General features: G+C 61.4%; 22 protein-coding genes and 3 pseudogenes. 7 read left to right on the top strand and 18 right to left on the bottom strand.

Features of this window, described 5'->3' with window-relative positions:
- Positions 1–3: 3 nt before the first annotated feature.
- On the top strand, positions 4–1569 hold the full coding sequence (locus RX328_RS16820; RefSeq protein WP_213253577.1) for a putative maltokinase: 1566 nt from the start codon (positions 4–6) through the stop codon (positions 1567–1569).
- Here RX328_RS16820 and glgX read toward each other — a convergent pair.
- From glgX to RX328_RS16795, 6 genes and pseudogenes are all read right to left on the bottom strand, one after another.
- Positions 1566–3797: a glycogen debranching protein GlgX gene (gene glgX / locus RX328_RS16815; protein WP_213253576.1), complete on the bottom strand. Its 2232-nt coding sequence runs from the start codon at positions 3795–3797 to the stop codon at positions 1566–1568. The genes RX328_RS16820 and glgX overlap by 4 nt on opposite strands.
- Before the next feature lie 592 nt (positions 3798–4389).
- Positions 4390–5226: pseudogene (locus tag RX328_RS16810) on the bottom strand (putative zinc-binding metallopeptidase); the annotation flags it as partial.
- Between the two features lie 167 nt (positions 5227–5393).
- Positions 5394–5606, bottom strand: a complete 213-nt coding sequence (locus tag RX328_RS16805) for a hypothetical protein (protein ID WP_213253575.1) — start codon at positions 5604–5606, stop codon at positions 5394–5396.
- Between the two features lie 379 nt (positions 5607–5985).
- Positions 5986–6102 (bottom strand): hypothetical protein, encoded by a 117-nt coding sequence (locus RX328_RS43665; protein WP_410734062.1) that lies wholly within the window; start codon positions 6100–6102, stop codon positions 5986–5988.
- Positions 6103–6262: 160 nt separating this feature from the next.
- Positions 6263–7237 (bottom strand): hypothetical protein, encoded by a 975-nt coding sequence (locus RX328_RS16800; protein WP_213253574.1) that lies wholly within the window; start codon positions 7235–7237, stop codon positions 6263–6265.
- A 113-nt stretch (positions 7238–7350) separates the two neighbouring features.
- On the bottom strand, positions 7351–7824 hold the full coding sequence (locus tag RX328_RS16795; RefSeq protein ID WP_213253573.1) for an ATP-binding protein: 474 nt from the start codon (positions 7822–7824) through the stop codon (positions 7351–7353).
- Between the two features lie 713 nt (positions 7825–8537).
- Between RX328_RS16795 and RX328_RS16790 the strand changes: the two genes are divergently transcribed.
- Positions 8538–8783, top strand: coding sequence for a DUF2934 domain-containing protein (locus RX328_RS16790; RefSeq protein ID WP_213253572.1), 246 nt, complete (start codon positions 8538–8540; stop codon positions 8781–8783).
- A 241-nt stretch (positions 8784–9024) separates the two neighbouring features.
- Here the strand turns inward: RX328_RS16790 and RX328_RS16785 are convergent, their stop codons facing one another.
- From RX328_RS16785 to RX328_RS16740, 10 genes and pseudogenes are all read right to left on the bottom strand, one after another.
- Positions 9025–9207 (bottom strand): hypothetical protein, encoded by a 183-nt coding sequence (locus RX328_RS16785; RefSeq protein WP_213253571.1) that lies wholly within the window; start codon positions 9205–9207, stop codon positions 9025–9027.
- Positions 9208–9294: 87 nt separating this feature from the next.
- Positions 9295–10752: an aldehyde dehydrogenase family protein gene (locus RX328_RS16780; protein WP_213253570.1), complete on the bottom strand. Its 1458-nt coding sequence runs from the start codon at positions 10750–10752 to the stop codon at positions 9295–9297.
- Complete coding sequence (locus RX328_RS16775; protein ID WP_213253569.1) at positions 10749–12026, bottom strand: NAD(P)/FAD-dependent oxidoreductase; 1278 nt, start codon at positions 12024–12026, stop codon at positions 10749–10751. Before RX328_RS16775 ends, RX328_RS16780 begins: the two co-directional genes overlap by 4 nt.
- Before the next feature lie 72 nt (positions 12027–12098).
- A complete protein-coding gene (locus tag RX328_RS16770; protein ID WP_409410864.1) occupies positions 12099–13292 on the bottom strand; it encodes an alanine racemase in 1194 nt (397 codons plus the stop codon).
- 11 nt (positions 13293–13303) lie between these two features.
- Positions 13304–13714 (bottom strand): hypothetical protein, encoded by a 411-nt coding sequence (locus RX328_RS16765; RefSeq protein ID WP_249726770.1) that lies wholly within the window; start codon positions 13712–13714, stop codon positions 13304–13306.
- Between the two features lie 149 nt (positions 13715–13863).
- Positions 13864–14070: pseudogene (locus RX328_RS16760) on the bottom strand (GNAT family N-acetyltransferase); the annotation flags it as partial.
- A 283-nt stretch (positions 14071–14353) separates the two neighbouring features.
- A pseudogene (locus RX328_RS16755) lies at positions 14354–14509 on the bottom strand (oxidoreductase); the annotation flags it as partial.
- A 126-nt stretch (positions 14510–14635) separates the two neighbouring features.
- Positions 14636–14992: a cupin domain-containing protein gene (locus tag RX328_RS16750; RefSeq protein WP_213253568.1), complete on the bottom strand. Its 357-nt coding sequence runs from the start codon at positions 14990–14992 to the stop codon at positions 14636–14638.
- Between the two features lie 392 nt (positions 14993–15384).
- On the bottom strand, positions 15385–16497 hold the full coding sequence (gene ald, locus RX328_RS16745) for an alanine dehydrogenase (protein WP_213253567.1): 1113 nt from the start codon (positions 16495–16497) through the stop codon (positions 15385–15387).
- Positions 16498–16543: 46 nt separating this feature from the next.
- Positions 16544–17446: a GNAT family N-acetyltransferase gene (locus RX328_RS16740; RefSeq protein ID WP_213253582.1), complete on the bottom strand. Its 903-nt coding sequence runs from the start codon at positions 17444–17446 to the stop codon at positions 16544–16546.
- Between the two features lie 250 nt (positions 17447–17696).
- On the opposite strand from RX328_RS16740, the gene argE reads away from it, so the two are divergent.
- The 5 genes from argE (at position 17697) to RX328_RS16715 (ending at position 22583) form a co-directional block, all read left to right on the top strand.
- Positions 17697–18821: an acetylornithine deacetylase gene (gene argE / locus RX328_RS16735; RefSeq protein ID WP_213253566.1), complete on the top strand. Its 1125-nt coding sequence runs from the start codon at positions 17697–17699 to the stop codon at positions 18819–18821.
- A 16-nt stretch (positions 18822–18837) separates the two neighbouring features.
- The gene (locus RX328_RS16730; RefSeq protein ID WP_213253565.1) at positions 18838–19761 is read left to right on the top strand and encodes a 2-hydroxyacid dehydrogenase; all 924 of its coding nucleotides are present in this window, start codon (positions 18838–18840) and stop codon (positions 19759–19761) included.
- 119 nt (positions 19762–19880) lie between these two features.
- Positions 19881–20054, top strand: coding sequence for a hypothetical protein (locus RX328_RS16725; RefSeq protein ID WP_213253587.1), 174 nt, complete (start codon positions 19881–19883; stop codon positions 20052–20054).
- A 13-nt stretch (positions 20055–20067) separates the two neighbouring features.
- Positions 20068–21111 carry a tartrate dehydrogenase gene (locus RX328_RS16720; RefSeq protein ID WP_213253564.1) on the top strand — a complete coding sequence of 348 codons (1044 nt, stop codon included), beginning with the start codon at positions 20068–20070 and terminating at the stop codon, positions 21109–21111.
- 14 nt (positions 21112–21125) lie between these two features.
- Complete coding sequence (locus RX328_RS16715; RefSeq protein WP_213253563.1) at positions 21126–22583, top strand: NAD-dependent succinate-semialdehyde dehydrogenase; 1458 nt, start codon at positions 21126–21128, stop codon at positions 22581–22583.
- Between the two features lie 67 nt (positions 22584–22650).
- Here the strand turns inward: RX328_RS16715 and RX328_RS16710 are convergent, their stop codons facing one another.
- Together RX328_RS16710 and RX328_RS16705 are read right to left on the bottom strand one after the other, a co-directional pair.
- Positions 22651–23925: an NAD(P)/FAD-dependent oxidoreductase gene (locus RX328_RS16710; protein WP_213253562.1), complete on the bottom strand. Its 1275-nt coding sequence runs from the start codon at positions 23923–23925 to the stop codon at positions 22651–22653.
- 14 nt (positions 23926–23939) lie between these two features.
- Positions 23940–24608, bottom strand: coding sequence for a haloacid dehalogenase type II (locus tag RX328_RS16705; protein ID WP_213253561.1), 669 nt, complete (start codon positions 24606–24608; stop codon positions 23940–23942).
- Positions 24609–24876 lie beyond the last annotated feature (268 nt).

The following is a 24876-nucleotide window of genomic DNA, read 5'->3' as shown; positions in this document are numbered from 1 at the left end:
GACATGGGCGCCGCCGGTGAAACCCTTGCATTCCTGGACATACCGGAAGGTTCTTCATGGGTCGGAAATAGCGAGGTAACCGCAGCTCTCGAAACACATTTTCTTCCTGCCTATCTTTCCAAGGCGAGGTGGTTCCCTGGTAACTCTGAAACGCGGATTAAGCCCAGGATCATTGCACGTCTCCCTTTCACCGGGGACTCAACCAATTTCGTCATTATCGAAACCAACCATCACGCGCGTTATCTCCTGCCTTTACGGGTCGACTGGTCCGTTGATGCGGGGCCAGAATTGGACAAATCCATCGTGGCCTGTTTGCACCAGGGCGAGCGCGAAGGATTGCTGCGCGATGTCGCCGCTGATCCCGATTTCATCCGGCAGCTCCTTGATCACCTCCGGCGAGAGGCTTCCATTGCGGGCTCGGGCTGGAGGCTGGACTTCAAGCCCACGAGCAAACTTGGGAGCCACCCTCCGAGTACTCCATCCCGAATCCGCGCGATTCAAGGCGAGCAATCCAACAGTACGGCCCTGGTTGACCAGGACTACGTCGTCAAGCTGTACCGCCACATTGAGCCCGGCCGAAACCCCGAAGTGGAGATGGGACACTTTCTGACCGAGGCAGCGAATTTTGCCCATACGCCCGCGCTGATTGGCCATCTCGAGGCTGCTCATGCTTCAGCGAGTTATGCCCTTGGTATCGTCCACGCATTTGTGCCGAACCGCGGTGACGCCTGGACCTGGTCGGCCGACCGCCTCAGCGTTTATCTCGAGTCAATGGCGAAAGGTTCTGAAGAACGCGATAAGGCTATCATCGCACGGCGGGATTATCTCCAGTGGGTGCGGCGTCTGGGATGCCGTGTTGCCGAGATGCATCGCTCTTTGGCGAGCCGCGACGACGTAGAGGCCTTCAAGCCTGAGCCGATCGACGAAGGCGATCTCGATTTCTGGATCAGCGATGTTATGGAGCGTGCGGCTCGCATCTTCAATAGGTTGGAGGACTCTTCGCTGAATGTGAATGACTGGCCCTTTGGAGAGCGCCTGCTGCGGGTCAAACCCGGACTTTATGAGTATGCAGCTAACCTCATCCGGCCTTCGCTGGGCCGCTGCAAGATACGCCATCACGGCGATTTGCATTTGGGCCAGGTACTTGTAGCCAATGAGGACGCAGTCATTATTGACTTCGAGGGCGAGCCCAGCCGACCGTTGGCAGATCGCAGGCGCAAGGCTCCCGCTGCGCGCGATGTGGCAGGTGTGTTGCGCTCCCTGGACTACGCCGCCATGGCCTCGAGACAGCAGAGGCGGATGTCGGAAAAGCTCAACACTCCGGAGTCGCGAGCCTTATTCGCGTGGCGCGAACAGACGACAGATGGCTTTCTGAGCGCTTATCAGGAGGCGATAGGCGCCTCCGTTCTATGGCCAGATCGCGCCGAGGACATGCAGTCGATGTTGAATTTCTTTTTGCTCGAAAAGGCGCTTTATGAGGTCGAATACGAGCTTTCCTACCGGCCGGCTTGGATTTCCGTGCCATTGCAAGGGGTCCTGCGCGTTCTCGAGGAAGGAGGCGTGGCCTAGACCTGAAGTGGAAATTCGGCAACGTCCATGATGGCACCAAGACCCTGGCGAAGCCGCCGCGTCATGGTCTCTCCCGTCGCGAGGCCGAGCGCCAGCATTGATCGACCAGCCGCCTTTAAGCGGTGGCCAAACGGATAAACCGTCAACGTCACATCCGGTGCATGCGTATCAATGAGGCCGGCCCAGGCCCGACCCTGCGGCACTTCGGGCAAGACGAATTCGACCAAATCATGATGCGCATTATAAATAAGCAGCAGCGTGGCATCCGAGTCTTGCCGTTTGATACCAGTTTCCTGTGCCCTCCCGTCAAGCAGCATACCGAAACATCGCGTGGCCGGATTGTTCCAATCCGCCGTTCTCATCTCCCGGCCATTCGGAGCGAGCCAGCTTACGTCCTTCACGTCTAGTTCTTCATTGACGTTGCCGATGACAAACCTCGAGCGATGCAGGATGGGAAAGGCCTGCCGGGTCGCGATTAGCTTACGGACGAACTCCCGCAAGGCCCGGCCTTCGGCCGAGATACCGAGCCAGTTGAGCCATGTCGTGTTGTTGTCCTGGGCATAGGCATTGTTGTTGCCGCCCTGAGTATGGCCAAACTCGTCACCGGCGAGGATCATAGGCGTTCCGTGCGAGAGCAGCGTCGTCGCTAGGAGATTACGTTTTTGCTGCTCGCGAAGCTTGATGATCTCTGGATCGTCGGTCGGCCCTTCAGCGCCGTGATTCCACGAATGATTGTCCGAGTGTCCGTCGCGGTTGTCTTCGCCATTGGCCTCGTTGTGTTTATCGTTGTAGGAAACGGCGTCGTTCAGTGTGAAGCCGTCATGCGCCGTAACGAAGTTGACGGACGACCATGGCCTGCGGCCACGCTTATTGAAGAGGTCGCCCGATGCGGTAATGCGCCGCGCAAATTCGGGCGTGGTGCCCTCATCCCCTTTCCAGAAGCGCCGCACCGCATCCCTGAATTTATCATTCCATTCCGCCCATCCAGGGGGAAATTGGCCGACCTGATAGCCGCCCGGGCCGACATCCCAAGGCTCGGCGATCAGCTTGACTGACGAAAGGATCGGATCCTGCCGGCAGGCATCCAGAAAGCCGCCGCCTTCATCGAAGCCGTAGGGCTCCCTCGCAAGAATGGTCGCAAGATCGAAACGGAAGCCATCCACGCGCATTTCGGTCGCCCAGTAGCGCAGGCTGTCCGCGACCATCTGGAGCACGCGCGGGTGAGAAAGGTTTACCGTATTGCCGGTACCTGTATCATTAATGTAGTAGCGCTTCTGGTCCGGAAGCAGGCGATAATAGCTCGCGTTATCGATGCCCTTGAGAGAAAGCGTTGGCCCGAGTTCGTTGCCTTCTGCGGTGTGATTATAGACGACGTCAAGGATCACCTCGATGCCATGGGCATGGAACTGATTGACGGCCTCCTTGAACTCATTCGCAAAAGGCGTCTTGAGATAGCGCGGCTCGGGCGCGAAAAACGCAAGTGAGTTATAGCCCCAATAGTTGCGAAGACCCTTCTCCACAAGGTAACTATCGTCCACAAATGCGTGAATGGGCAAGAATTCAGCGCTAGTGATCCCAAGCGCGCGAAGATAAGCAGGGATATGCGGATGGCAAAGTCCGGCGAAGGTACCGCGGTCGCTTTCCGGTACAAGCGGATGGCTCCGGGTAAAACCTTTGACGTGCATCTCGTAAAAGATGGTACGGTCCCAGGACACCTCGGGCTTTGCCGCATGGCCCCAGGTGAAGGCGGGGTCTATCACGCGGCATTTTTGCATAAGATGCGCGCTGTCGCGTGAATCGAAGGACTTGTCCTTGTCCGGGTGACCGAGCTCATAGCCGAATAATTCTGGTCCCCAACGCAGCGGTCCCACAAGCTGCTTAGCATAAGGATCAATCACGAGCTTGTTGGGATTGAAACGGTGTCCCGCATCTGGCTCGTAAGGGCCGTGGATCCGGTAGGCATAGACTGTGCCCGGACGTGCTGTCGGTATATAACCGTGCCAGACTTCATCGGTGTATTCGGGCAGCTCGATACGTTCTATCTCTTTCTTTCCGCGATCATCGAAGAGGCAGAGCTCGACCTTAGTGGCATGAGCCGAAAACAGCGCGAAATTAACGCCAAGGCCATCCCAGGTGGCTCCAAGCGGAAACGGCTTACCTTCCAGTACCGGAGCATGCCGAAGGCTTGCCGCCGCCCGGGCCAGTCTCTTGTCCTTGACCTTGTTCATGAACAATCCCGACGCATCCCCTGCAACGCCCGAGGGCGGCTAGGCGCTAGCCAGTAAAAGCACTATCCATGCTTTGGTTCCTGCCACCTACCAGGCGTAAAAAGCACCCGCCCATGTTCGGAGCGGCTCCTTGAAACTCCCGCAGATTTAGCGATCCAAAGTCTTTGTATGCCGCTCGATGCTAGGCCCTTGTCTGAATTGAAGGGACCTTACCGGCCATCCGCTACGTTTAATAGCTGACACTACGGACGGCGTGCCAATGAGTTAAGCAGACTGAGCGTTTGCAACTCGCCCCTCAATCGGTCGAGCAAAGGCTTGCGCAAGTTGCGAAGCAACTTAACTTCGCGATGCTTCGCCGGACTGGTTTGGATGGAGCTTGGCTTTGTCTTCCTCGTATTCCCTAATGAGGTCAGCGACAGCTTCGCGCGTTAGCTCGTCATTAGTTGAGTTTTCCAACCTGCGACACGCTTCGATCTTATAGTCCAGCTCGCGGCACAAATCGCACATGCGTACCTCCTGTATATATCGGGAGCACACACTATCTCCACCCGCGTTTTTGGCTGACCATTGCTGGTGATGTACTACAATGCGATCAGAACCCGCTTTGTTTCAAGGGAACGTCACCTGGGCGACCGTTCCCCCTCCCCGCCGCCGGAGCCGGCGGTAACACCGACCGCTCGCGTTGAACCAGCTCATGAATAAACGCAGCTTGCCGATGACCGGGCCCGTTCCCGGGTGGCGATGTGCGGCTCAGGCTGTTCATCGCGAGTACGAATGGAAACCACGCCCGGGTCACGGCGTCGACGTCCTCGATCGCATAGGGGGTCAAATTCGACCCTCGCACGCAGACCGCCGTTGCGGTCGGCGGCCGGGGCGATCTGCATGCCGAAATTGCCCGGCATCTCCAGCGTGTCGACGATATGGAGATAGTGCGCCCAGGTCTCGGCAAAATCCTCCAGCGGTGAGCCGTCGCATAGGCGGACACGTGGCTCTCCTGCCAGTTTGCGGGCGGCCCTTCCTTGTAGTGGCGGCGTAAAGCCGCGCTGTAATCCATCGAATCGTCGCCAAAAATTCCTGAGAAGCATCCAGCTGCCCTCGATCGCGCACCAGCAGGTCCCAATAATGGTGGCCCACTTCATGTCTGAAGTGGCCGAGAAGGGTCCGGTAAGGTTCTCCCATCCGCAGCCGGCGCCGCGCTCAATGTCGCCCGCTTCCGAACCTTGCGCCTCCTTCATCAGCGAGGAAGTGGAATATCAGGCCGTGCTCCGGGTCCTCTACCGTGTCAGCGCAGTCTCCAACGCGTCAACGAATAGATCAGGCGATGCTTGGCATCCTCGATCTCGCGCCACGCCTTCAACCTCGCGGGGTCGGATAGATCGGGAATCGTCCCGTTGTGCCGACACGCTGCGCAAAGAACTTCTGCCGAGCCTGTGACGGGGACCGAGATCAGTAGCGAACCTAACAGCCCAGGCGATTCGAGAAAAAGAAGAACATGTTCGCAGTGCGGCTGCTTTAGATCCAATTTGAACCGGTATCCAAACCGGCCAATTCCGAAACTGTTCCAGAGCGATGCCAGTCGAGCCTACCTGACGCTCGTCAGTCGTTGACCAGAGTGCCGATCAACTGGAGTAGAGCCTGGTGTTCGGGACCGTTGGCGCCAGTTCGAAGGAATTTTCCGATTTCGATCAAGGACGTACGTCCCCCGGAGCTGGGGTTCGGCTGGTGCTCCACCATCGCGACACCTGATTGCGGATCGCGGACCAGCCGCCAGGCGTCACCGTTGGCGCTTTCGTAGAGAACTCTTGTCATGCTTTTCAACCACTTGATCTCCGTGGGGTTCCTGGAGGGGGCCGAAAGAACCAAAATCCCGGACGGACGTTGGATCCGCATGTCGGACGCTTTTCACTATTTCCGGGCCCATGCTGTCAGAGCCCTTTGCAAGGCTCGGGCAATGCCCGTCGGACGGATGAGGCATCTCCAGATCGTGGTAGGAAGGATTTATCACCTTCTGACGAAGGAGGCCGCATACGGCCCGAACCTGCATCACATGGATGATTTTCGGGCGGCACAAAATCTTGAGAAATCGCTCGACTGATGGGCCTGGCAAATTCGCGAATCGGAAGCACTTCGGCGCCACCCTGCTTCACGCAACAAGATCAGCGGATCACCTTGAGCAGCTTCGGGCGCGTCATTGCTCGCCAAGCACGTCGGCGGCCCAAGCGCGGTCGAACTTTGCGTCAGCCTCGCGCTGGACATTGCGTACGCTCGCCACATCCGCCGCATCGTACTCACAGACCATACACAGGCGATCGGCGGACCAGTAGCTGCGAATCCAACGTACGTTGTAGAGGTCCAGGCAGGTCCCATTCGAGCCTCGACCGCCCTTAGTTCCTCTTGGGTGAACGGCGTTTCGAAAGTTCGCTCAACAATGACGCGGGGCATGGAGTCTCCTGTTGCTTTTGTCTTCAATCCTTCGCGGTGTTGGCTAGCTGGCGCGCCTGCGTGGTCTCGTCGGCTGCGCGCCCGGCCTCGGCCGCGCGCAACGTACTTGTCTGCGCCCGCCGCACGTCGCCCGACTCCTGATGCAGCACCGAGAGCAGGTAATGCCCGGTGGCTGCCGCGGCTTGAAGGCCGAGCGCTTCAGCGGCGCTCGTCGCCTCGGCAATGGTGCCCGCCAGCGGCGGGAGCGGTCGAAGGCCCGGACCGATCGCCGCGAGCACACGTATCTTTAGCAAGGCAATACGGAGCTCCAACTTGGCTGCCCCCTCCGCAAGCCGCTCGACCTGGCGGAGGCCCCGCTCGGCGAAGCCAGTCGCTTCCGCATTTGCGAATAGCCGCAGAGCGTGCTCACCGGCGAACCTGCACGCGCGGGCTGCCATTTCGTCGTCCTCAGCAAGCGCGGCATGATGCGCCATGTCCGCTGCACGCCCGATGACAGCTTCCAAGGCGCGCGCGATACGCCGAAGCAGCAGCTTTCGCCGCGGCTGTGAGAGCGCGCGATAGGCGGTCTGTCGGACAAGGTCGTGTGTAAACTCGTAGGCATCGCCGATTGGCCGGATCAGCCCGCGCCGCTCCAGGTCTCCAAGGGCCGCCGAGAGAAGTTCAGCGTCATCGAGACGCGCAGCGCGCGCAAGGTCGTCCGGCGTGAAGGGGCGGCCATGCGCCGCCGCCCAGACGAGCGTCTCGCGTGTTTCATTCGCAAGTGGCGCAAGTTGGCCGGCAATGACGGCTTCGACGGTCCGGCCGGGACCCGCGTCCCCCCGGAGGTGCGCGCGGGCGAGCTCCAGACCGAACAGCGGATTGCCGCCGCTTTCGGCAAAGATCCCGGCGGCATCGAGCGATGGATCGACCTGCCGGACAAGTTGCGCGGTTTCCGTTGCGCTCAGGGTCGCAAGCTCGATCTCTTTTAGCCGTCCATCGCGGGCCAGTGATCGCAACACGCGCGATGCGGCCGCATTGTCTTCGATCTCCCCCGCACGCGCCGCACGATCAGCAGGCTGGAATCGATATGGCGCCCGACGTAGTGCAAAAGCGATGATGAGCCATCGTCGGTCTATTGTAAGTGACGAGTAAGATGGCCGCCGGTCGTGCCCGACACAACGTCCCGCAGCAGGCCGACGACAGCATCCAGCAGCCGGGTTCGATTTCCAGCTTCGGCCACCGTACCCGTTTCAGGGAGCAGTAAGCCCAGATCAGCCGGCAGCCCGTCATGTCGGCTTTCGCGCAGAATCTCACGAATGACATCGATCCATACGCCATAGGGTCGGGCCGCTTCGGCTTCATAGGCGCGCGCCACAAAAGCGCGCCCTCCTGCGGAGGTGAAGCGCTCGCCAATGTGGGCAAGGATACGGCTCTTGCCGATACCCGGCTCGCCGGTTACCAGCACCACATCCGGCCTATCAGCCCGCATCGCCACGATCTGGTCGATCAGCGCCCGCTCCGTCTCGCGCCCGACAAAAGCGGAGGACGACGGCACTCCTTGCGCTGGAGGGTATCCGAAGCGCGCACGGGCGGTTTGGCGGCCCATCGGGCCGTTTTGATGTGCCGTAGCGGCTCGCTTTAACCGAAACTTTGGACAATCAGGTTCAGATTGTTGGACTGATCCGCGATTTCTGGTAGCCACCTCATGGATCGAGCTCTATCGCTCGACCCATCGCATTCTGGACTCACTCCATGAAGTCCGATTTTTCGATTGGCGATCGTGTTCAAACGAGCGCCCTCGGCGCAGCACGCTGCCCTCGACACGCAGACAGGGCCGGCACTATTGTCGGGCGGAGCAACTACGTTAATTGCGCCCGCGTCCTTCTCGACGGAAACAAGTCACCAATCTCCCTTCATTGCGAATATCTTGACGCGATTCTGCTGGTCAATGCAGTGATACAACCTTGTTGATACCGTACCGCGGTTCGTTGAATGCGATGGCACTTGATAGGCGGATCACTCTTTGAGACGTTCGCCGAAGCGGAGAAGGCCTGTGAGGCCGTGCTGGAGCACCTGATCAGATAGCTTCGGATCTGGCGTAGCCCAGCCGCGGTCGTAAGTTCGAAGAGCCGATCGCGCCGCCGGGCGGCGGCAAGCGCGTCCCTCACCCGCCGCCGCGATCTTGACGCGCTTCAAGGAGACCTGCTGATCGCAGTCCGGCCAGGCAATCCAGCCCACACGAGCGGTTATGATTTCGTTAACCTTACGGGAGCAAGACTTTGCCTGCCGGGGCTGGGCGCATCATGAAAGGAGAATCCCATGCCAAATCTGGAAGAGGCCATTCGCGAACGTGCCTACCACCTCTGGATCGCCGACGGTCAACCCGAGGGCCAGGCGGACATCCATTGGCTCAATGCTCAACGCGAAATTCTTACGACATCAGTTGAAAGCTCAGGCAGTAACGCTGCCGCCGCAGCGCCCGCCGACCCGGGATTGGTTGCGACGAAATCCGCTAAAATGGCAAAGGTCGCCCGATCGGGAAAAAGCAAAACCCGCGCCGCATAGGTCCATGCGAGCATCGTCACGCGGGCGACGCTGCCCTCGTCCCGATGTGACGGCCATCGCGCGCTTCGGATAGAGCAGCCTGTCGCGCTCGTCGAATGAAAGGTTCAGCAGGTCGGCGACGCCGTCGAACTGGCGGCGCGCCATTTCGAACACTGGTCCCCGATAGATTGTCTGGCGAGTCATCGATTGCCTGTTTGGCAGGGTTGTCGGGCCAGATGAGCCGACCTTAAGGCCCACCAACTCAGGCGTCGAACCCGACTTGAGCGAGAAGGTGTTCCGCGGAGCCGACGCGTGTGCGATCACGGCCGGAAACACGTTCGCGTCGGCGGAAGCCGCCGGCGACGAGCGCCTGTCGCACGGCCCCGAAGGCCGACTCATGCGAGATGAGGCGGGTCGAGTCGCTTTCCGAGATGAATGTCACCACGGCCTTATCCAATCCTATGCAAGTTGCGCGAACAGGCCGCCAACATGCGGCAGCCTGATTTCGAACGGTTCGTCCTAGAGATGAACTTCATCGGTAAAATCCGAGAACGGCCTTGGTCTCGAGATATTCCTCCATGCCCTCGAGGCCATATTCCCGGCCGTTGCCGGAATGCTTGTATCCGCCAAAGGGTGCGTTCGGGTCCCAGTCGGGATAGTTGAGATGGACCTGACCGGACCGGATCTGCCCTGCCACCCCCCGAAGTGTCTCCACATCCGCGCCCTGCACATGGGCGCCGAGGCCGTAGACCGTGTCGTTGGCGATCTCGACCGCCTCGTCGACCGTATCGTAGGGAATGATCGACAGCACCGGGCCGAAGATCTCCTCGTGCGCAATTCTCATGTCGCGACGGACGTTCGAGAAGATCGTCGGCCGCGCGTAGAGGCCGACCTGAAGGTTGTCGGGCCGCCCCGGCCCGCCAATGACAAGCTTGGCGCCTTCCTCCAGACCGACGCCGATCATGGCCTGGATACGCTCGAACTGCGGCCGGTTGGCGATCGGACCATGGGTCGTGCTTTCCGCAAGCGGATCGCCGACCACCAGTTCGGAAGCGGTCGCCGCGGCCAGAACTTCGACCTTCGCCATCTGTGAGCGAGAAACAAGCATACGCGTCGGTGCGCTGCAGGATTGGCCGAGATTGCGGAAGGCAGCGCCGACGCCGAGTGGAACGGCCCGGCTCAGCTCGGCATCCGGCAGAATGATATTCGGCGACTTGCCGCCGAGTTCCTGGGCGACGCGTTTGACGGTGGGCGCCGCCGCTTGCGCAACGAGAACCCCCGCACGGGTCGAGCCCGTGATCGAGATCATGTCGATCTGCGGATGCGACGCCAGACCGGTCCCCACTACGGGACCTGTCCCGTTGACGAGATTGAATACGCCGGGCGGACAACCGGCATCGTCCATCACCTCGGCGAACAGCAAGGCGCTCAAGAGCGACAATTCGCTCGGCTTCAGCACCACCGTGCAGCCCGCCGCGAGCGCCGGACCGACCTTGGCTGTGATTTGATAGAGAGGCCAGTTCCAGGGGGTGATGAGACCACAGACGCCGATTGCCTCGCGCATGATGGCGGTGCTGCCGCGCGGGCTGATGAAAGAATAGGTCGCGAGATTGTCACGCGCGACGCGGATATGTTCGGCGGCCAGCGGCACCTGGGCGCGGCGCGCATAGGTGATAGCGGCCCCCATCTCGCTCGTGAGTGCCAGCGCGAAAAGTTCCAGCCGCTTGAGGATCAAACCATGGATCCGGTCGAGCAGCGCTGCCCGCTCCGCAGCCGGCTTGCAAGACCAGCCCGCGAAGGCTCGTCTGGCCGCGGCGACCGCGTATTCCACATCCTCGTCATTGCCGAGCGCGACTTCGGCGATTGGCTGCTCGGTCGCCGGGTTGACGACGACCGCCGTCGCCGATCCGGTCGGCTTCCGCCATTCTCCGTCGATGTAGAATTTGCCGAGGAAGCCGGCTTCCGTCAGGTGTCGAACGGCCGAGGTCATTGGAAGCGATCCTTGATCCGGTAATAGGCGCCGACCAGGGGAAGGAACCAGGGAGGACCGAGATGACCCGGAATGGCTGGCCAGGCGAAGTCCTTCCAGGGATTGAGCTCGGTGCGCCCGTCCATGACTTCCGCCATGATCGTCCCCATCAGGGTCGACATCTGGGTGCCGTGGCCGCTGTAGCCCATGGAATAGTAGATGCCGTTGCGTTCGCCGGCGCGTGGCAGCCGGTCGCGCGTCATGTCGACCATCCCGCCCCAACAATAGTCGATACGCACGGCGCGAAGCTCCGGAAAGACGTCGTGCAGCGCAGCCTGCAGGATCGCACCGCTCTTCTCGTCTGAGCTCGGGTTGGAGATAGCGAAGCGGGCGCGTCCCCCGAAGAGTAGCCGATTGTCTGGCGTGGTTCGGAAGTAGTTGACCAGGTTCTTTGTATCGACGGCCATTCGGCGGCGCGGCAGAAGCCGATCGAGAGTCGCGATCGGCAAGGGCTCGGTGACGATCAGGAAGGCGCCGACCGGCACGATCCGGCGGCGAATCCAACCCAGCGGCCCCGCATGCGAGATGCCGCTCGCCAACAGAACCTGCGAGGCCCGAAGCCGGCCCTTGGGTGTTTCGATCTCGTGACCTCCGCCGGCGGCGGGTAGCAGGCCCATCATCGGCGTATGCTCGTGGATCTCGACGCCGCGCCGCGCCGCCGCTTCCCCAAGACGGCGGACGAAGCGTCCGACATGCATGCCGGCGCTCTTGCGGTAGATCAGCCCGCCGTAATAGCGCTCCGATCCCACTTCGTTGGCCAGATCGGCACGGCTCACCATCGTCGTGTCGGGATCGACATTGGCGGCGAGCAATTCCTGGCTGCGCGCCAGCTTGTCATAGTGCTCAGGTTTGGCCGCAAGCTTGATCTTGCCGTTGCGGGCGAAGCTGCAATCGATCTGCTCTTCCGCCACCAGGCGCTCGACCGTATCGACCCCGGCGTCGAAGGCCCGGTAGAGCCGGTCGGCGACTTCCTTACCGAGCCTGGTCGAGAGCGTGCCGTAGTCCTGGGCGAACCCGTTGTTGCACATGCCGCCGTTCCGGCCGGACGCCGCGTGCCCGATCGTCTCGGCTTCGAGGAGCACGACGCGCGCGCCCTTCTTGGCGAGAGCCAGGGCGGCCGAAGAACCGGTCAAGCCGCCGCCGATCACCGCAACGTCGCAGGTGCCTTGCACCGGTCCTGCGGTGGCGCTCCTGAATGGCTCCGACGTGTTCAACCAATAGGATGTGAGCTTCATATCGACCTCGGAATCTCGCTATCTGAATGCTGGGCATGCACAAATCGCAACGGCGCAACTCTGTTTGAGAACCTACCAGCCGCGCATTCGCGGCCACTGAGCTTCGATTGCGTCGCTTCCCGCGGAGACGACATTGTACAGCTCGTGCTGTGACGCCGTCGCGCAGGCGTGATTGGGCAGGATCCTGACCTTCGTGCCGATCGGCAGATCCGGCAGGGTTGCAGCCGATCTGGATCTGATGGCGAGGATGCCGTGCTCCTGGCTTGCCTGCGCGACGATCAGGTCTGGGTAGAGTTTGCCGGACATATCGCAGACGAGACCGTAACCCTGGTCAACCCGCTGCGCCGCGGTGCCGCGATCACGCGACAGGGCCATCCAGCCCGCATCGACCAAAATCCAGCCCTTCTCCGGCTTCGTTCCGATGACGGTGGTGAGAACCGAGATCGCGATGTCGTCGGCGGTGCAGACACCGATACCGTGCATCACCAGATCGAAGAACATGTACACACCGGCCCGCATCTCCGTGACGCCGGTCAGGTCTTCGGCGAAATGGGCGGTCGGCGTCGAACCGACACTTACGACCAGGCATTCATGCCCCGCCGCCCGCAACGTCTCCGCGGCGGCCACAGCCACGGCCCTTTCGTTCTCCGCAGCCGCGATGAGGGCATCGGACGTGCAAAGGCTGTAGGATTCGCCGGCATGGGTGAGAATGCCGGCGAGCTTGACGCCGGCCTCGGCCAAGGCGACCGCGACGGCGATGAGCTTGGGATCGGTGGCGGTCAGACCGCCGCGGTGGCTGTCGCAGTCGATCTCGATGAAGGCGGATGGCGTCACAGCAGCGGCGCGGCCAGCCTCACCCAGCATCGTCGCCTGTTCGGGCGAATCGAGCAGCATCTTAAGGTCAACGCCGACTTTCCGGAGACGCATCGCCCTCTCAGCGGTGTGTGGTGCCACGCCCACGGCATAAGTCATGTCCCGAAAACCATGCCGCGCGAAGTACTCCGCCTCCGCCAACGTGGAGACGGTGATCGGCCCGGGCCCGGACAGATAGGCGCGTCGGGCGACCTCGATGGATTTCGCGGTTTTCATATGGGGACGCAGGACGATGCCTCGCGCGGCCATACGAGAGGACAGACGGGCGAGATTGCGATCCAGCCGGTCCTTGTCGAGCAGGAGGGCCGGCGTCGCCAACGCGCCGACCGTCGTGGCCGCCTCGACGGGTCCGGCGTTCGGGATATCCGTTCCGTGCATCTCTAAACGCAGCATCTCGATGTCTCCTAGCCGAATGACTGGTTGGCGATCGCGAACATGCGCGCCAGCCCGGTCGATGGCACCTGCGTCCCGAAGACCATGGTGGTGGCGTCGCCGACCGGCTGCAGGCCGATGCCTTCGAGCCACTCCCCGAGCTGCGGGGTGGTAGAGGTATCGATCCGGACGAAAACACTCCCGAGGCGCGCGAGCGCGGCCTCGATCAATGCGCGCGCATCGGTCGGGCTTTCGGCGACCACAGGACCGATGACATACCCGCGGCCGAAACGGCGGGAGATGGCGTAGCCGCGGGGTATGCCGTCACGCAGCAGGACATAGCCGTCACCGCTCTGGACGAGCCGATCCAGCAGCGGTCGCCTCGCCCAACCTGTGGCCTGCCGATCGAGGCGTGTGATCGCCTCGAAATCGGATGGAGCCATTGCCCTGACGAGGCACGGCCGCGGCGCCTCATAGCGTTTCCTGGGAATTCCTTGATGCTGGTGGATGACCCCGATGGGGACGAAGCGCGGCGCTGGTAAAGCGCCAAGCCTTCGGCCGTCGAATTGAGCACAATGGTCCGTGGATGCGCCGACGCCAGCAACGCATCCATGAGCTGCGCCCCGTAGCCGCGGCCTTGAGCGGCTTTCGCGACGATGATCATCCCGGCGGAAGCATGGGTCTCGCCGTACGGCCACCAGACCGCGGTCCCGATCACCACACCGGCGCACTGCAGAACAAAGCCATGGCCCAACTGCAGCGCGAAATCCCAATCCTCGACCCGATAGGGCCAAGACATCTCCTGCGAGAGCTTCACGGCGCCTTCCAGATGCGCTCTCGCGAAAGGAACCAGGACCACGTCTTCATTCTGGCGATCTCCGGCCTGGTGAGCTGCGGTTGCCATGATGGGTCGATGTCTCTTTGGGTTGCCGGACTAATCGCCAGTGCCTGACGCGGCGATATCCATCTGACGCTCGCGCGAGCTGCAGCGTATCTTGGCTCCGACAGCATTACGCAATCAGACTGAAGCAAAGGTCGGCAGGGTATTGCATTGATGATACGGTCGAAGAGACGATGTGCTGTCAGCGGCTCGCGCGCCACAGCGCGATCCGGTCCGGCATCCGATAGCCCTGAATGATGGCGAACCACGGATTGCCCCGATAGAGCGGGATGGAGGCCGGCGGACGGAAGTCAAAGGCAGAGTGCGCCCCCTCGTCGTGTCCCATGAGCTTGCGGGCCGGACCAAACGTCGCATTTTTCATCGAGATGAACCGCCAGACGGCTATGAATCGCGTCAGGCGCGACTCGGAAAGTCGATTGTCCCGGTGGCGCGCCTATATTTGGGGTGCGGCTGAGGATTGCGCTCAGTCATAAGCGCAGACGTAGATCTTTCGCACGGTCTGGATCGTGCGCCAGACGCCGACAAAGCCCGGTTTCATCACAAAGCTGTCGCCGGCGCGGTAAGTCTTCGTCTCACCATCCTTTTCCTCAATTTCGATAAGACCCGAGATGATGTGGCAAAACTCGTAGGTAGTGCCCTTGATCGAATGGGTCTCGCCGGGCGTTGCTTCCCAGACGCCGGTTAGCACCTTCTCGCCTTTCGAAACGTCCTGCGCCCAGGTCTTGAAGGATGGATTGCCCGAAATGAGTCGTTCCGGAGCAGGCAAGGCGTTCTTTGGTGCGAAGTCCGGATTGGTGTCGATAGTAATCAGAAGTGACATGGCATTAATCCTGGTTAGTAGCCGAGTGTTCGATCGACAAGGCCGATCGGATTTTTTTCCAGCGCGGTAGCGCCGGATGTTTTCTATGACGGCTTGTGCTGCCGTATGCGGTTGCGTCACGGACGCGATACGCGCGTTATCATCTCCTTCGGATGTGACGCTGACGACGCGGTCCTGATCGCGCGCTGAACGGCTCACCTATTGTGGCGTCGCTCACTCGCGTCGGACCGTTGCGCAAGGCGTTGTCATTGTGGGTTTCGGCCTATGTTCCACGACAACGACATGGCGCAGGACGCCGACACCGTCTGCTTGAGCCAGCGCGGCGGATCGAATCGGACGCCCGAGGAGACTAATTCTCTGGTGCGCCGGTTCGTGAAACGTCTAGGAAGGCATCATGCCGCCGCCCTTTCGATTGGCGAGAATGGCATGTCGAGGCTCCGGGCCACCGGTTCGCAAGTTAGCCGGCCTCGGTAGACATTCAGACCTGCGCGCAAATGCAGATTTTCGAGTGCGGCCGAAAATCCCTTGTTGGCGAGTGCCAAGCCAAAAGGCAGCGTGGCATTGTTCAGTGCCTGGCTGGAGGTGAGTGGAACGGCACCCGGCATGTTGGCGACGCAGTAGTGGATGACGCCCCCCACCTCGTAGGTGGGATCAGCGTGCGTGGTCGGGTGCGACGTCTCAAAGCAACCCCCTTGGTCGATCGCGACGTCCACGATCACGCACCCCTTGCGCATCGAACTCAACATACTTCGGCAGATCAGTTTCGGCGCGCTCGCTCCCGGCACAAGCACGGCGCCAATCACGACGTCTGCGGCAAATGCCTCCTCCTCAACAGTGTCGATCGTCGAGAACCTGGTGCGAACACGCCCCTCAAACAGTTCATCCAGCTCGCGGAGACGACCTATCGATCGGTCTAGAATGGTGACCTCGGCGCCCAGGCCAACCGCCATGCGCGCAGCATGCGTCCCGACGACTCCGCCTCCGATCACCACGATACGCGCCGGTTGGACACCCGGCACGCCTCCTATCAACAGGCCCCGGCCTCCCGCATGCCGTCGCAGTGCCGCGCCAGCCGCTTCGATCGCAAGCCTGCCCGCCACCTCGCTCATCGGCGCAAGCAATGGCAGGCCGCCATTCGCGTCCGTCACGGTCTCGTAGGCGATCGCCGCACATCCGGCATCCAGGAGGCCTTTGGCCTGGTCGGGATCTGGCGCCAAATGCAGATATGTGAAGAGGATCTGGTCTTCCCGCAGTTGCGACCATTCGGAGGCTTGGGGCTCCTTGACCTTTACGATCATCTGGCTGGACGCAAACACCTCGCGAGCAGAGTCCAGAATAACCGCACCGGCCTTGCGGTAGCTGTCGTCCGCCGCGCCGATGCCGGCGCCGGCATTGGTCTCGACCACGACGCTGTGCCCGGCTGCCACGTATTCGCGAACGGCTCCCGGCGTAAGACCAACGCGGTATTCGTGCGTCTTGATCTCTCTGGGTACACCAACCTTCATTGCAATCTCCCTTGTATGCAAGCCTCGCCAACTTGAATTCAAGCTCTCAACCCAAGGTATGGCTAGCTAGGGCGTAGGTGACCGGCGGGTTCGCCTCGTCCGGTACGAAATCGGCGAGGCGTTTGCCAAATGACATGGTCAACATGGTGTCGAACACGGACAGTCCATTCTCCATGAGAAAGGCAACAAAATCGCCGCTCTCGCGGTGAGTGTCCAGACGCAGAAACATGCCGTCATGCTCCAGAACGTGCGGCCTGACGACGGCGATTGCATCCTCGTCGTTCGCTGCGACCACAGGGCCAACAACATGGCCGCGTCCGAAGGGTCGACACAGGGCAAAGGCGCAAAGCTTGTCTTCGCGGAAAAGGCCGTAGGCTGAAGAATGCGCAAACAGCGCACTGATAACGGCGTGCCTGCTGACGCCGAACGCAAGCGCGTCACAGGCGATGACTGCCGGTACGTCTTGATCTTGCAGTTGCCTGACGACCCCGTTTACTTCCCGTTCCCTTGTGGCCACAGACAGCCGTACGGTGCCTTGGCGCTGATAAACCGTTTTCTCCGGCTGGAAATCAAGCGACAGATAGAGCCGCTGGGCTGCGCGCGTGGCGTTCAAACGAAGATTGCGGCCTCTGGTTTCGCCAAGGACATGTTGCATCAACCATTGCGCGGTCCCATTGGTCTGAAGGCGTGGCGACGTGATCACCATGCCAATGGTAGCGACGTCCTCGCCATAGGGAAACCACATCGCCGAACCAATCGGCCTTTCGATCTCGTCGAGCGCAACGATCCCCAGCCCCACTTGACGCAGAAACTGCCAGTCTTCGGCCCGGTGAGGCCAGCCAACGGCGATCGACAGGGCGTGAAGGTGACTCAAGCCAACATCATTTATGTTGCGGATGCTTGCAACGAATGCATCGATCTGCACGCTATCGGATGGCTTCAATTGCACCTCCTCAGAAGTCTCTCGTAGTTGCGATTGTCGCACGTGGTTTTTCCCGTAGGGTGAACCATCGGGGCATATTATCCGCTGTTTCTAACAGAATGCTCTCGAAAGCCGCGCCGTCGCGCAACAATCTGCTGAACCATTCCCGCTTTCAGCATGCAATGGCGCCTCTTGTGCCTAGACTTGAAGCAAGACGACCGTGACCCACGGCAATCCTGCAGTAGTCGATTCCCGGTCGGAAGCAGCAGGGACTCGGATGACAATCGTCGAAATTCTGGACCGACTGGTCAGCTTGTACTCCGTCGTCGGGACGCCGAACGGGGAGATCGTAGGCTGGATCAGCGACTATCTCAGAAGTCATGGAGCGAAGGTCTCTCTCGTGCCGGGCCCGGAGGGCGACCGGGCAAATCTCTTTGCGACTGTCGGCCCCGCCGACAAGGCCGGCTTTATCCTTTCCGGCCACATGGACGTGGTCCCCGCCGGAGAACCCGGCTGGACCTCCAATCCATTTAAGCTGCGTGTCCAAGGCGAGCGTCTCTACGGCCGTGGTACAGCCGACATGAAGGGCTTTCTCGCCGCCGCACTGGCCGCTGTTCCGGCTCTCGCCAAGCTGAGGCTGTCGCGTCCGATCCACCTTGCGTTCTCCTATGACGAAGAAGCCGGCGCTCGCGGCGTGCCGCACCTGATCGCCCGCCTCCCCCACCTTTGTGCGAAACCGTCCGCCGCGATTGTCGGCGAGCCGAGTAACATGCAGGGCATTCGCGGCCACAAGGGCAAGGTCGCCGCGCGGATCACCGTTAAGGGCATGGCCGGCCATTCCTCGCGCCCCGACTTAGGTATCAATGCAATCCATGCCATGGCCGAGGTGCTGAACGCGGTGATCCGGCAGGCGGAAAGGTTGACCGAAGGTCCGTTAAACCCGGCGTTCGAACCTCCCTATTCCTCCCTGCAGGCAGGAGTGGTTTCCGGCGGCCAGGCGATCAACATCATTCCGGATCGGTGTGTGATCGAAGTCGAGGCGCGGGCCGTCTACGGGGTCGATCCGGCCGACCTTCTTGCACCGGTCAAGGCCGCAGTCGACCGGCTCCGCGCGAAGGGGATCGAGGCAGAGTGGGCGCAGATGAGCGCATATCCGGCTCTACTGCTGCCTGAGGATGCATCCCTTGCGAGTCTCGTGCGGGATCTGACAGGCAAGGAGCCGCTTCCGGCCGTCAGCTATGGCACGGAGGCCGGGCTCTACCAGGGCGCCGGCATCGACGCGATCATTTGTGGTCCGGGCGACATCGGGCATGCCCACAAGCCCGACGAATTCATTCTCGCCAGCGACCTCGTCGCCTGCCGGCGGATGATCGAAACGCTCGGCGAGCGATGCATTGGCTGAGAAGGGACAAGTGCCGATGACGTTTTTGTTCAACTCCGACGCCAGGCGCGGTGCGATCTTCGCGGAGGCCTTCGCCAGGGATCTGCCGGACGTCCCTTTCTCGATGGACGCGTCCTCCGTGGATGCCGACGCCGTGCGCTATCTGATCACCTGGACCGTGCCCAAGGACCTGGGCCGCTACCGGAATCTTGAAATTCTCTTCTCGATCGGCGCGGGCGTCGACCAGCTAAACCTCGAAACCATTCCGGCGCATGTGAAGGTCGTGCGGATGGTCGAGGAAGGCATCGTGCGGATGATGCAGGAATATGTCGCGCTCGCCGTTCTCGCGTTGCATCGTAACCTTCCGTCCTATCTTGCTCAGCAGCGCGCCGGGACCTGGAGCGCCATTCCCCAGGTGCAGGCGGCGGAGCGACGGGTCGGCGTCCTCGGCCTCGGCTTGCTGGGACAGGCCGTTCTGGAACGCCTGAGGCCGTTCGGTTTTCCGCTCGCCGGATGGAGCCGTAGCCCGCGAGAGATCGAGGGAGTGGCATGCCATCATGGCGACACTGGCCTGAAGACGTTGGCATCGAAAACTGACATCCTCGTTTGCCTGCTGCCGCTCACCCGGGAGACGCGGGGTTTTCTCAACGCTGAACTCTTCTCGATCCTTCCCGTCGGCGCCGCGCTCGTTCACACCGGACGAGGACCCCAGCTCGATCATGAAGCTCTGCTTTCCGCGCTCGATAGCGGTCATCTCTCCGGCGCCGTCGTCGACGTGACGGATCCCGAACCACTGACGGAGGGCCATCCCTTCTGGTCGCATCCATCGATCGTGCTGACGCCGCATGTAGCGAGCGTCACCCAGCCGGCGACGGCGGTGCGGGCCGTCATCGAGGGTATCAGGCGTCACCGCACGGGCCTTGACCCGATCGGTCTCGTCGACCGAGAGCGCGGGTACTGAAGGTTCGCGTTTTCCTCAGGCGCGCCGAAGAATCGACTGCTACCCGCGCTCGAAACAGGAGAATCGTTGGCGCTCCCGCCAGAACTCAACCAATGCTTCTCGGGCACCCGGATTATCCCTTGGCGGAAGCCGTGAAAGGATATCTCGTGGGCCTCAGTTTCGATCCCGATACGCTTTCCCTGCCGGTCGGTCACTTCATCGGCGGTCGGCTGATCCCGGCTGAGGGCGTGATCTCTCGGACGCGAGGTCTATCTCGCCAACCGCAACAGCAAAGCGTTTTGATCGGTCTGTGAAGCGACGGCACCCATGAAAACCTATTCCATTGCATTGATCCCCGGTGACGGCATCGGCAAAGACGTGACCGCTGCCGCCTGGACCGTATTAGAAGCCGCGGTCAAGGGCGCGGGCCTTACCCTTAAGGGCACCGAATTCCCCTGGTCCTGCAGGTTCTACAAGGAAACCGGCGCGATGATGCCGGCGGACGGAATCGCCACCCTGAAAGGCTTCGATGCCATTCTATTCGGCGCGGTCGGCTGGCCGGCGGAGGTTCCGGACTCGGTCTCGCTGCACGGCCTGCTACTTCCGATCCGAAAGGCCTTCGTGCAATATGCCAACATCCGGCCGCATCGGTTGCTGTCGGGCGTCCAAGGCCCGCTCAAGACCGAGACGTTCGATATCCTCTGCATCCGGGAAAACACCGAGGGCGAATATTCCGGCGCCGGCGGCCGCGTTCATCAAGGTACCGAAGACGAGGTAGCGGTCGAGACCTCGATATTCACCCGTTCTGGCGTCGAACGCATCCTGCGCTTCGGCTTCGAACAAGCGCGCACACGCCGTCGCAAGCTGGCGTCGGTCACCAAGTCCAATGCGCAGAAGTACTCGATGGTCTTTTGGGACGAAATCACCCAGGAACTCGCCGCCGAGTATCCCGATGTGGAGGTCACGAGCTATCACATCGACGCCATGGCAGCGCGCATGGTGATGTCGCCCGAGAGCCTCGACGTCGTCGTCGCTTCCAACCTCTTCGGCGACATACTCACCGACCTCGGGGCAGCCATTCAAGGCGGGCTGGGTTTCGCCGCTTCCGCCAACATCAATTCCGATCGCACGTTGCCCTCGATGTTCGAGCCGGTGCACGGCTCCGCTCCAGACATCGCGCACCTCGGCATCGCCAATCCGATCGCCGCCATATGGTCCAGCGCCATGATGCTCGATCATCTCGGCGAGAAGGAAGCTGCCGGCCGCATCATGCGGGCGATAGAGGAGACTACTGCCCGCGGCATAGGCGCGGTCCCTGGAAGAGACAGGACGGAGGCGATCACGGCCGCCGTCCTCTCGGCACTATCTTGAAAAGAGGACATGAGATGGATGATTTGAAGGACGACACTCTCTTCCGGGAGAAGTGTCTCATCGGCGGTCGCTGGGTAACGGCTGCTTCCGGCAAGACCGTAGAGGTCGTCGATCCGGCGACACAGGCCGTCATCGGGACGGTCCCGGATATGGCTGGCTCCGAGACCCGCGCGGCGATCGAGGCGGCCAATGCAGCCTTTGCGCCCTGGAGGAAAAAGACCAACGCCGAACGCGCCACCCTTCTCGAGGCATGGCACCGGCTGATGCTGGAAAATCTGGACGACCTCGCTTTGCTTCTCACCGCAGAGCAGGGCAAGCCGCTCGAGGAGGCGAAAGGCGAAATCCGCTACGGCGCTTCATTCGTCAAATGGTTCGCCGAAGAGGCGCGCCGCATCAACGGCCATACGATCCCCTCTCCTACTCCCGACCGGCGCATCGTCGTCCTGAAGGAACCTGTCGGCGTCTGCGGCATCGTCACGCCGTGGAATTTTCCCAACGCCATGATCACCCGCAAGGTCGCCCCGGCGCTCGCGACAGGCTGCACCGTGGTGATCAAACCGTCGGAATTCACGCCCTTTTCGGCGCTCGCCCTCGCGGTGCTGGCCGAACGCGCCGGAATCCCCGATGGCGTGATCAACATTGTCACCGGCATGCCGGCAGAGATCGGCGCCGAGATCACGGCCAACGAAAAGGTCCGGAAGATCTCCTTCACCGGATCGACCCGCGTCGGATCGCTGCTGATGCGCGGCGCAGCCGACAGCGTAAAGCGCGTGAGCCTGGAGCTTGGCGGAAACGCCCCCTTCATCGTCTTCGACGACGCCGACCTCGACCTGGCCGTGGAGGGCGCGATCGCATCGAAATTCCGCAATGGCGGCCAGACCTGCGTTTGCGCCAACCGGATATTGGTGCAGGCCGGCATCCATGACGCCTTTGCCACAAAGCTCGCAGCGCGCGTCAACCAGATGAAGGTCGGCCCGGGTACCAAGCCGGGTGTCGCGATCGGGCCCATGATCAACATGGCCGCAGTCGAGAAGATCAACCGGCATCTTGAGGATGCACTGGCCAAGGGCGCCCAGATCGCGACGAAACCCTTCGCCCTGTCCGACGGCAGTCAGTATGTCGCGCCCGTGGTGCTCACGGGCGCGACGACCGAGATGATGCTTGCCAGCGAGGAAACCTTCGGTCCCGTTGCCCCGCTCTTCCGCTTCGAGAGCGAGCAGCAAGCCGTCGAGATCGCCAACGGCACGCCTTTCGGTCTCGCGGCTTATTTCTACACGCAAAGCCTCAATCGGGCCTGGCGCGTCGGCGAAGCGCTCGAGTTCGGTATGGTCGGCCTAAATACCGGCGCGATCTCCACTGAAGTCGCGCCCTTCGGCGGCGTCAAGCTGTCCGGCGTCGGTCGCGAAGGCGCCCAGGCGGGTATCGAGGAATATCTGGAGACGAAGAGCTTCCATATCGGGGGTCTTCTCTGAGGAACACAACAAAGAAGGGCGCACCGATTCGGCTCGCCCTTTTTTATCGTCCAGGAGGACCAGTGATCTATTGGATCTTGTCGAGAGCCTTGTAGTAGAGGCCGACAAGCGGCAGGAACCACGGCTTGCCGAAATGACCCGGGACGGATGGCCAGGCGAGTCCCTTCATCGGATTTCGGTCCTCCCGGCCGAGAATGGCGTCGGCCATCATGATACCGAGGTGGGTGGACAGCTGTGCTCCATGTCCTGACAGCCCCATGGCGTACCACACGCCGTCCTGATAGCCGGCGCGTGGGTAACGGTCCTGCGTCATGTCGAGGAGTCCGCCCCAGCAATAATCGATCTCGACATTGGCGAGCTGCGGGAACATTTCAGCGAGGGCGTTGCGAAGGATCGCGCCGCTCTTGGCATCGGAAGTATGATCAGAAACCGCCGAGAAGCGGGCCCGGCCGCCAAAAAGCAGCCGATTATCCGGCGACAGTCGGAAATAGTTTCCGATATGCATTGAGGTAACGCAGTTCCGGTTACCCGGCATCGTCTCGGCAATCTCCGCCGCGGTCAGCGGGCGCGTCGCGATGATGAAGCTGCCGACGGTCACGATACGCCGGCGGAAATAGCCAAAATTGGGTGTCGTGTAGGCCCCGGTGGCGACGAGGACGCTGTCGGCCGTCAGCGTGCCGCGCGCCGTCGTCACAGTGTGCCCGCCGTTGATCTGCCTGTGAGCTGTCACGGCGGCATTTTCGAAGATTTTACCGCCATGACGGACCACTGCCTCAGCGAGACCAGCCGCATATCGGCCCATGTGCATCATGGCGCTCTTCTTCGACAGCATCGCGCCGTGGAAGGGCGAGCCGACCTCCGATTTGAGATCGTCGGCCGACAACATTGCGGTGTCCTTGTCGACCTCGGCATGAAGCGCTTCGAAGTTGCGCGCAAGCGTGTCGAAATGCTTCGGCTTGGAAGCGAGCTTGAGCTTGCCCGAGCGCCGAAAATCGCAGTCTATGCCTTCTTCGGAGACGATGGTCTCGATCGTATCGACGGCATCGTCATACGCCTTGTAAAGGGCGATGGCGCGTTCCTTGCCGAGCTGGGTTTTCGCCGCGAGATAGCTGTGGGCTAGACCGTTGTTGAGATGTCCGCCGTTGCGGCCCGAGCCGCCCGAGCCCACCCGCTCCGCCTCCAGCACGGCAACCTTGGCGCCCGCTTTCGCAAGCTGGCGCGCCGCCGAAAGGCCGGTAAAGCCGCCGCCGATCACGGCGACATCGTAGTGATTTTCGACCGGCCCCGTCACGGCAGCGCCGAAGACGGGAGCTGTGTCGTGCCAGTACGAGACGAATTTCATCCCGCCCTCCTAGGTCACAAACCGACGACTCCGGGCAGACCCGAAATATCGGCGATTTCGACGTATCCATAATAGGGGTTCGCCGGCTCATGGCCGCGGTTTACCCAGACCTTGTTTTTGATGCCGAGATCATGGGCCGACATCAGGTCATAGCGGAAGGAGGACGAGCAATGCAGAATATCTTCCGGACCGCAGCTCAGTCTATCGAGCATGTATTCGAAGGCCTTGAAACGCGGCTTGTAGGCTTGGGCTTGCTGGGCCGTGAACACCGCGTGGAAGGGAGCACCGAGCTTTTCGACATTGGACATGATCTGCGAATTCATAGCATTCGACAAGATCACGAGCGGTATTTCCTTCGCCACCTTGGCGAGGCCGGCGGGGACGTCCGGATGCGGTCCCCAAGTTGGCACGCGCTCGTAGATCATCTGCGCGTCCTCGTCGCGAAACGCCACGCCGTTGCGCTTACACGTACGCTCGAGCGCATTGTGGACCACCTCGTGATACGGCTTCCAATCCCCGAGGATCTCGTCCCGCCGGTAGTCTGAGAAGTTCTCGATGAACTCCTGCATGTGCGTTCCATCGAGCTGGTTGCCGTAAAGGTCACGCGCGGCTTCCGCCATCGCGAAATAGGTGAGCGTACCGTAGCAGTCGAAGGTAATGTATTTGGGGCGGAAAGCAGCCATCGTTCGTCCATCCTCGGCCGTTGCGTTTCAGGTGCCACAATCATAAGAGCCCCGCGCCAGGCGACCTGATCGAATTGCGCCACGCGCGAAGCAGAATGTTCCGTATTTGCAGGACAGTTCGGCACGGCATGGCCGTCTGCCGCGGCGGGAGCCAACCTGCGACGCCTCCTTGACCCGCCGCGCCGGCACAAGGTGCGGAAAGCGCCTGGCACTACAGCGGAAGATACCGCGAGGCAGGCCGCCTTCAGACAATATGCCGACGTCCGCG

The sequence above is a fragment of the Bradyrhizobium sp. sBnM-33 genome (genome assembly GCF_032917945.1).
GTDB lineage: Bacteria > Pseudomonadota > Alphaproteobacteria > Rhizobiales > Xanthobacteraceae > Bradyrhizobium.
This window is presented reverse-complemented; position numbering and strand designations above follow the sequence as displayed.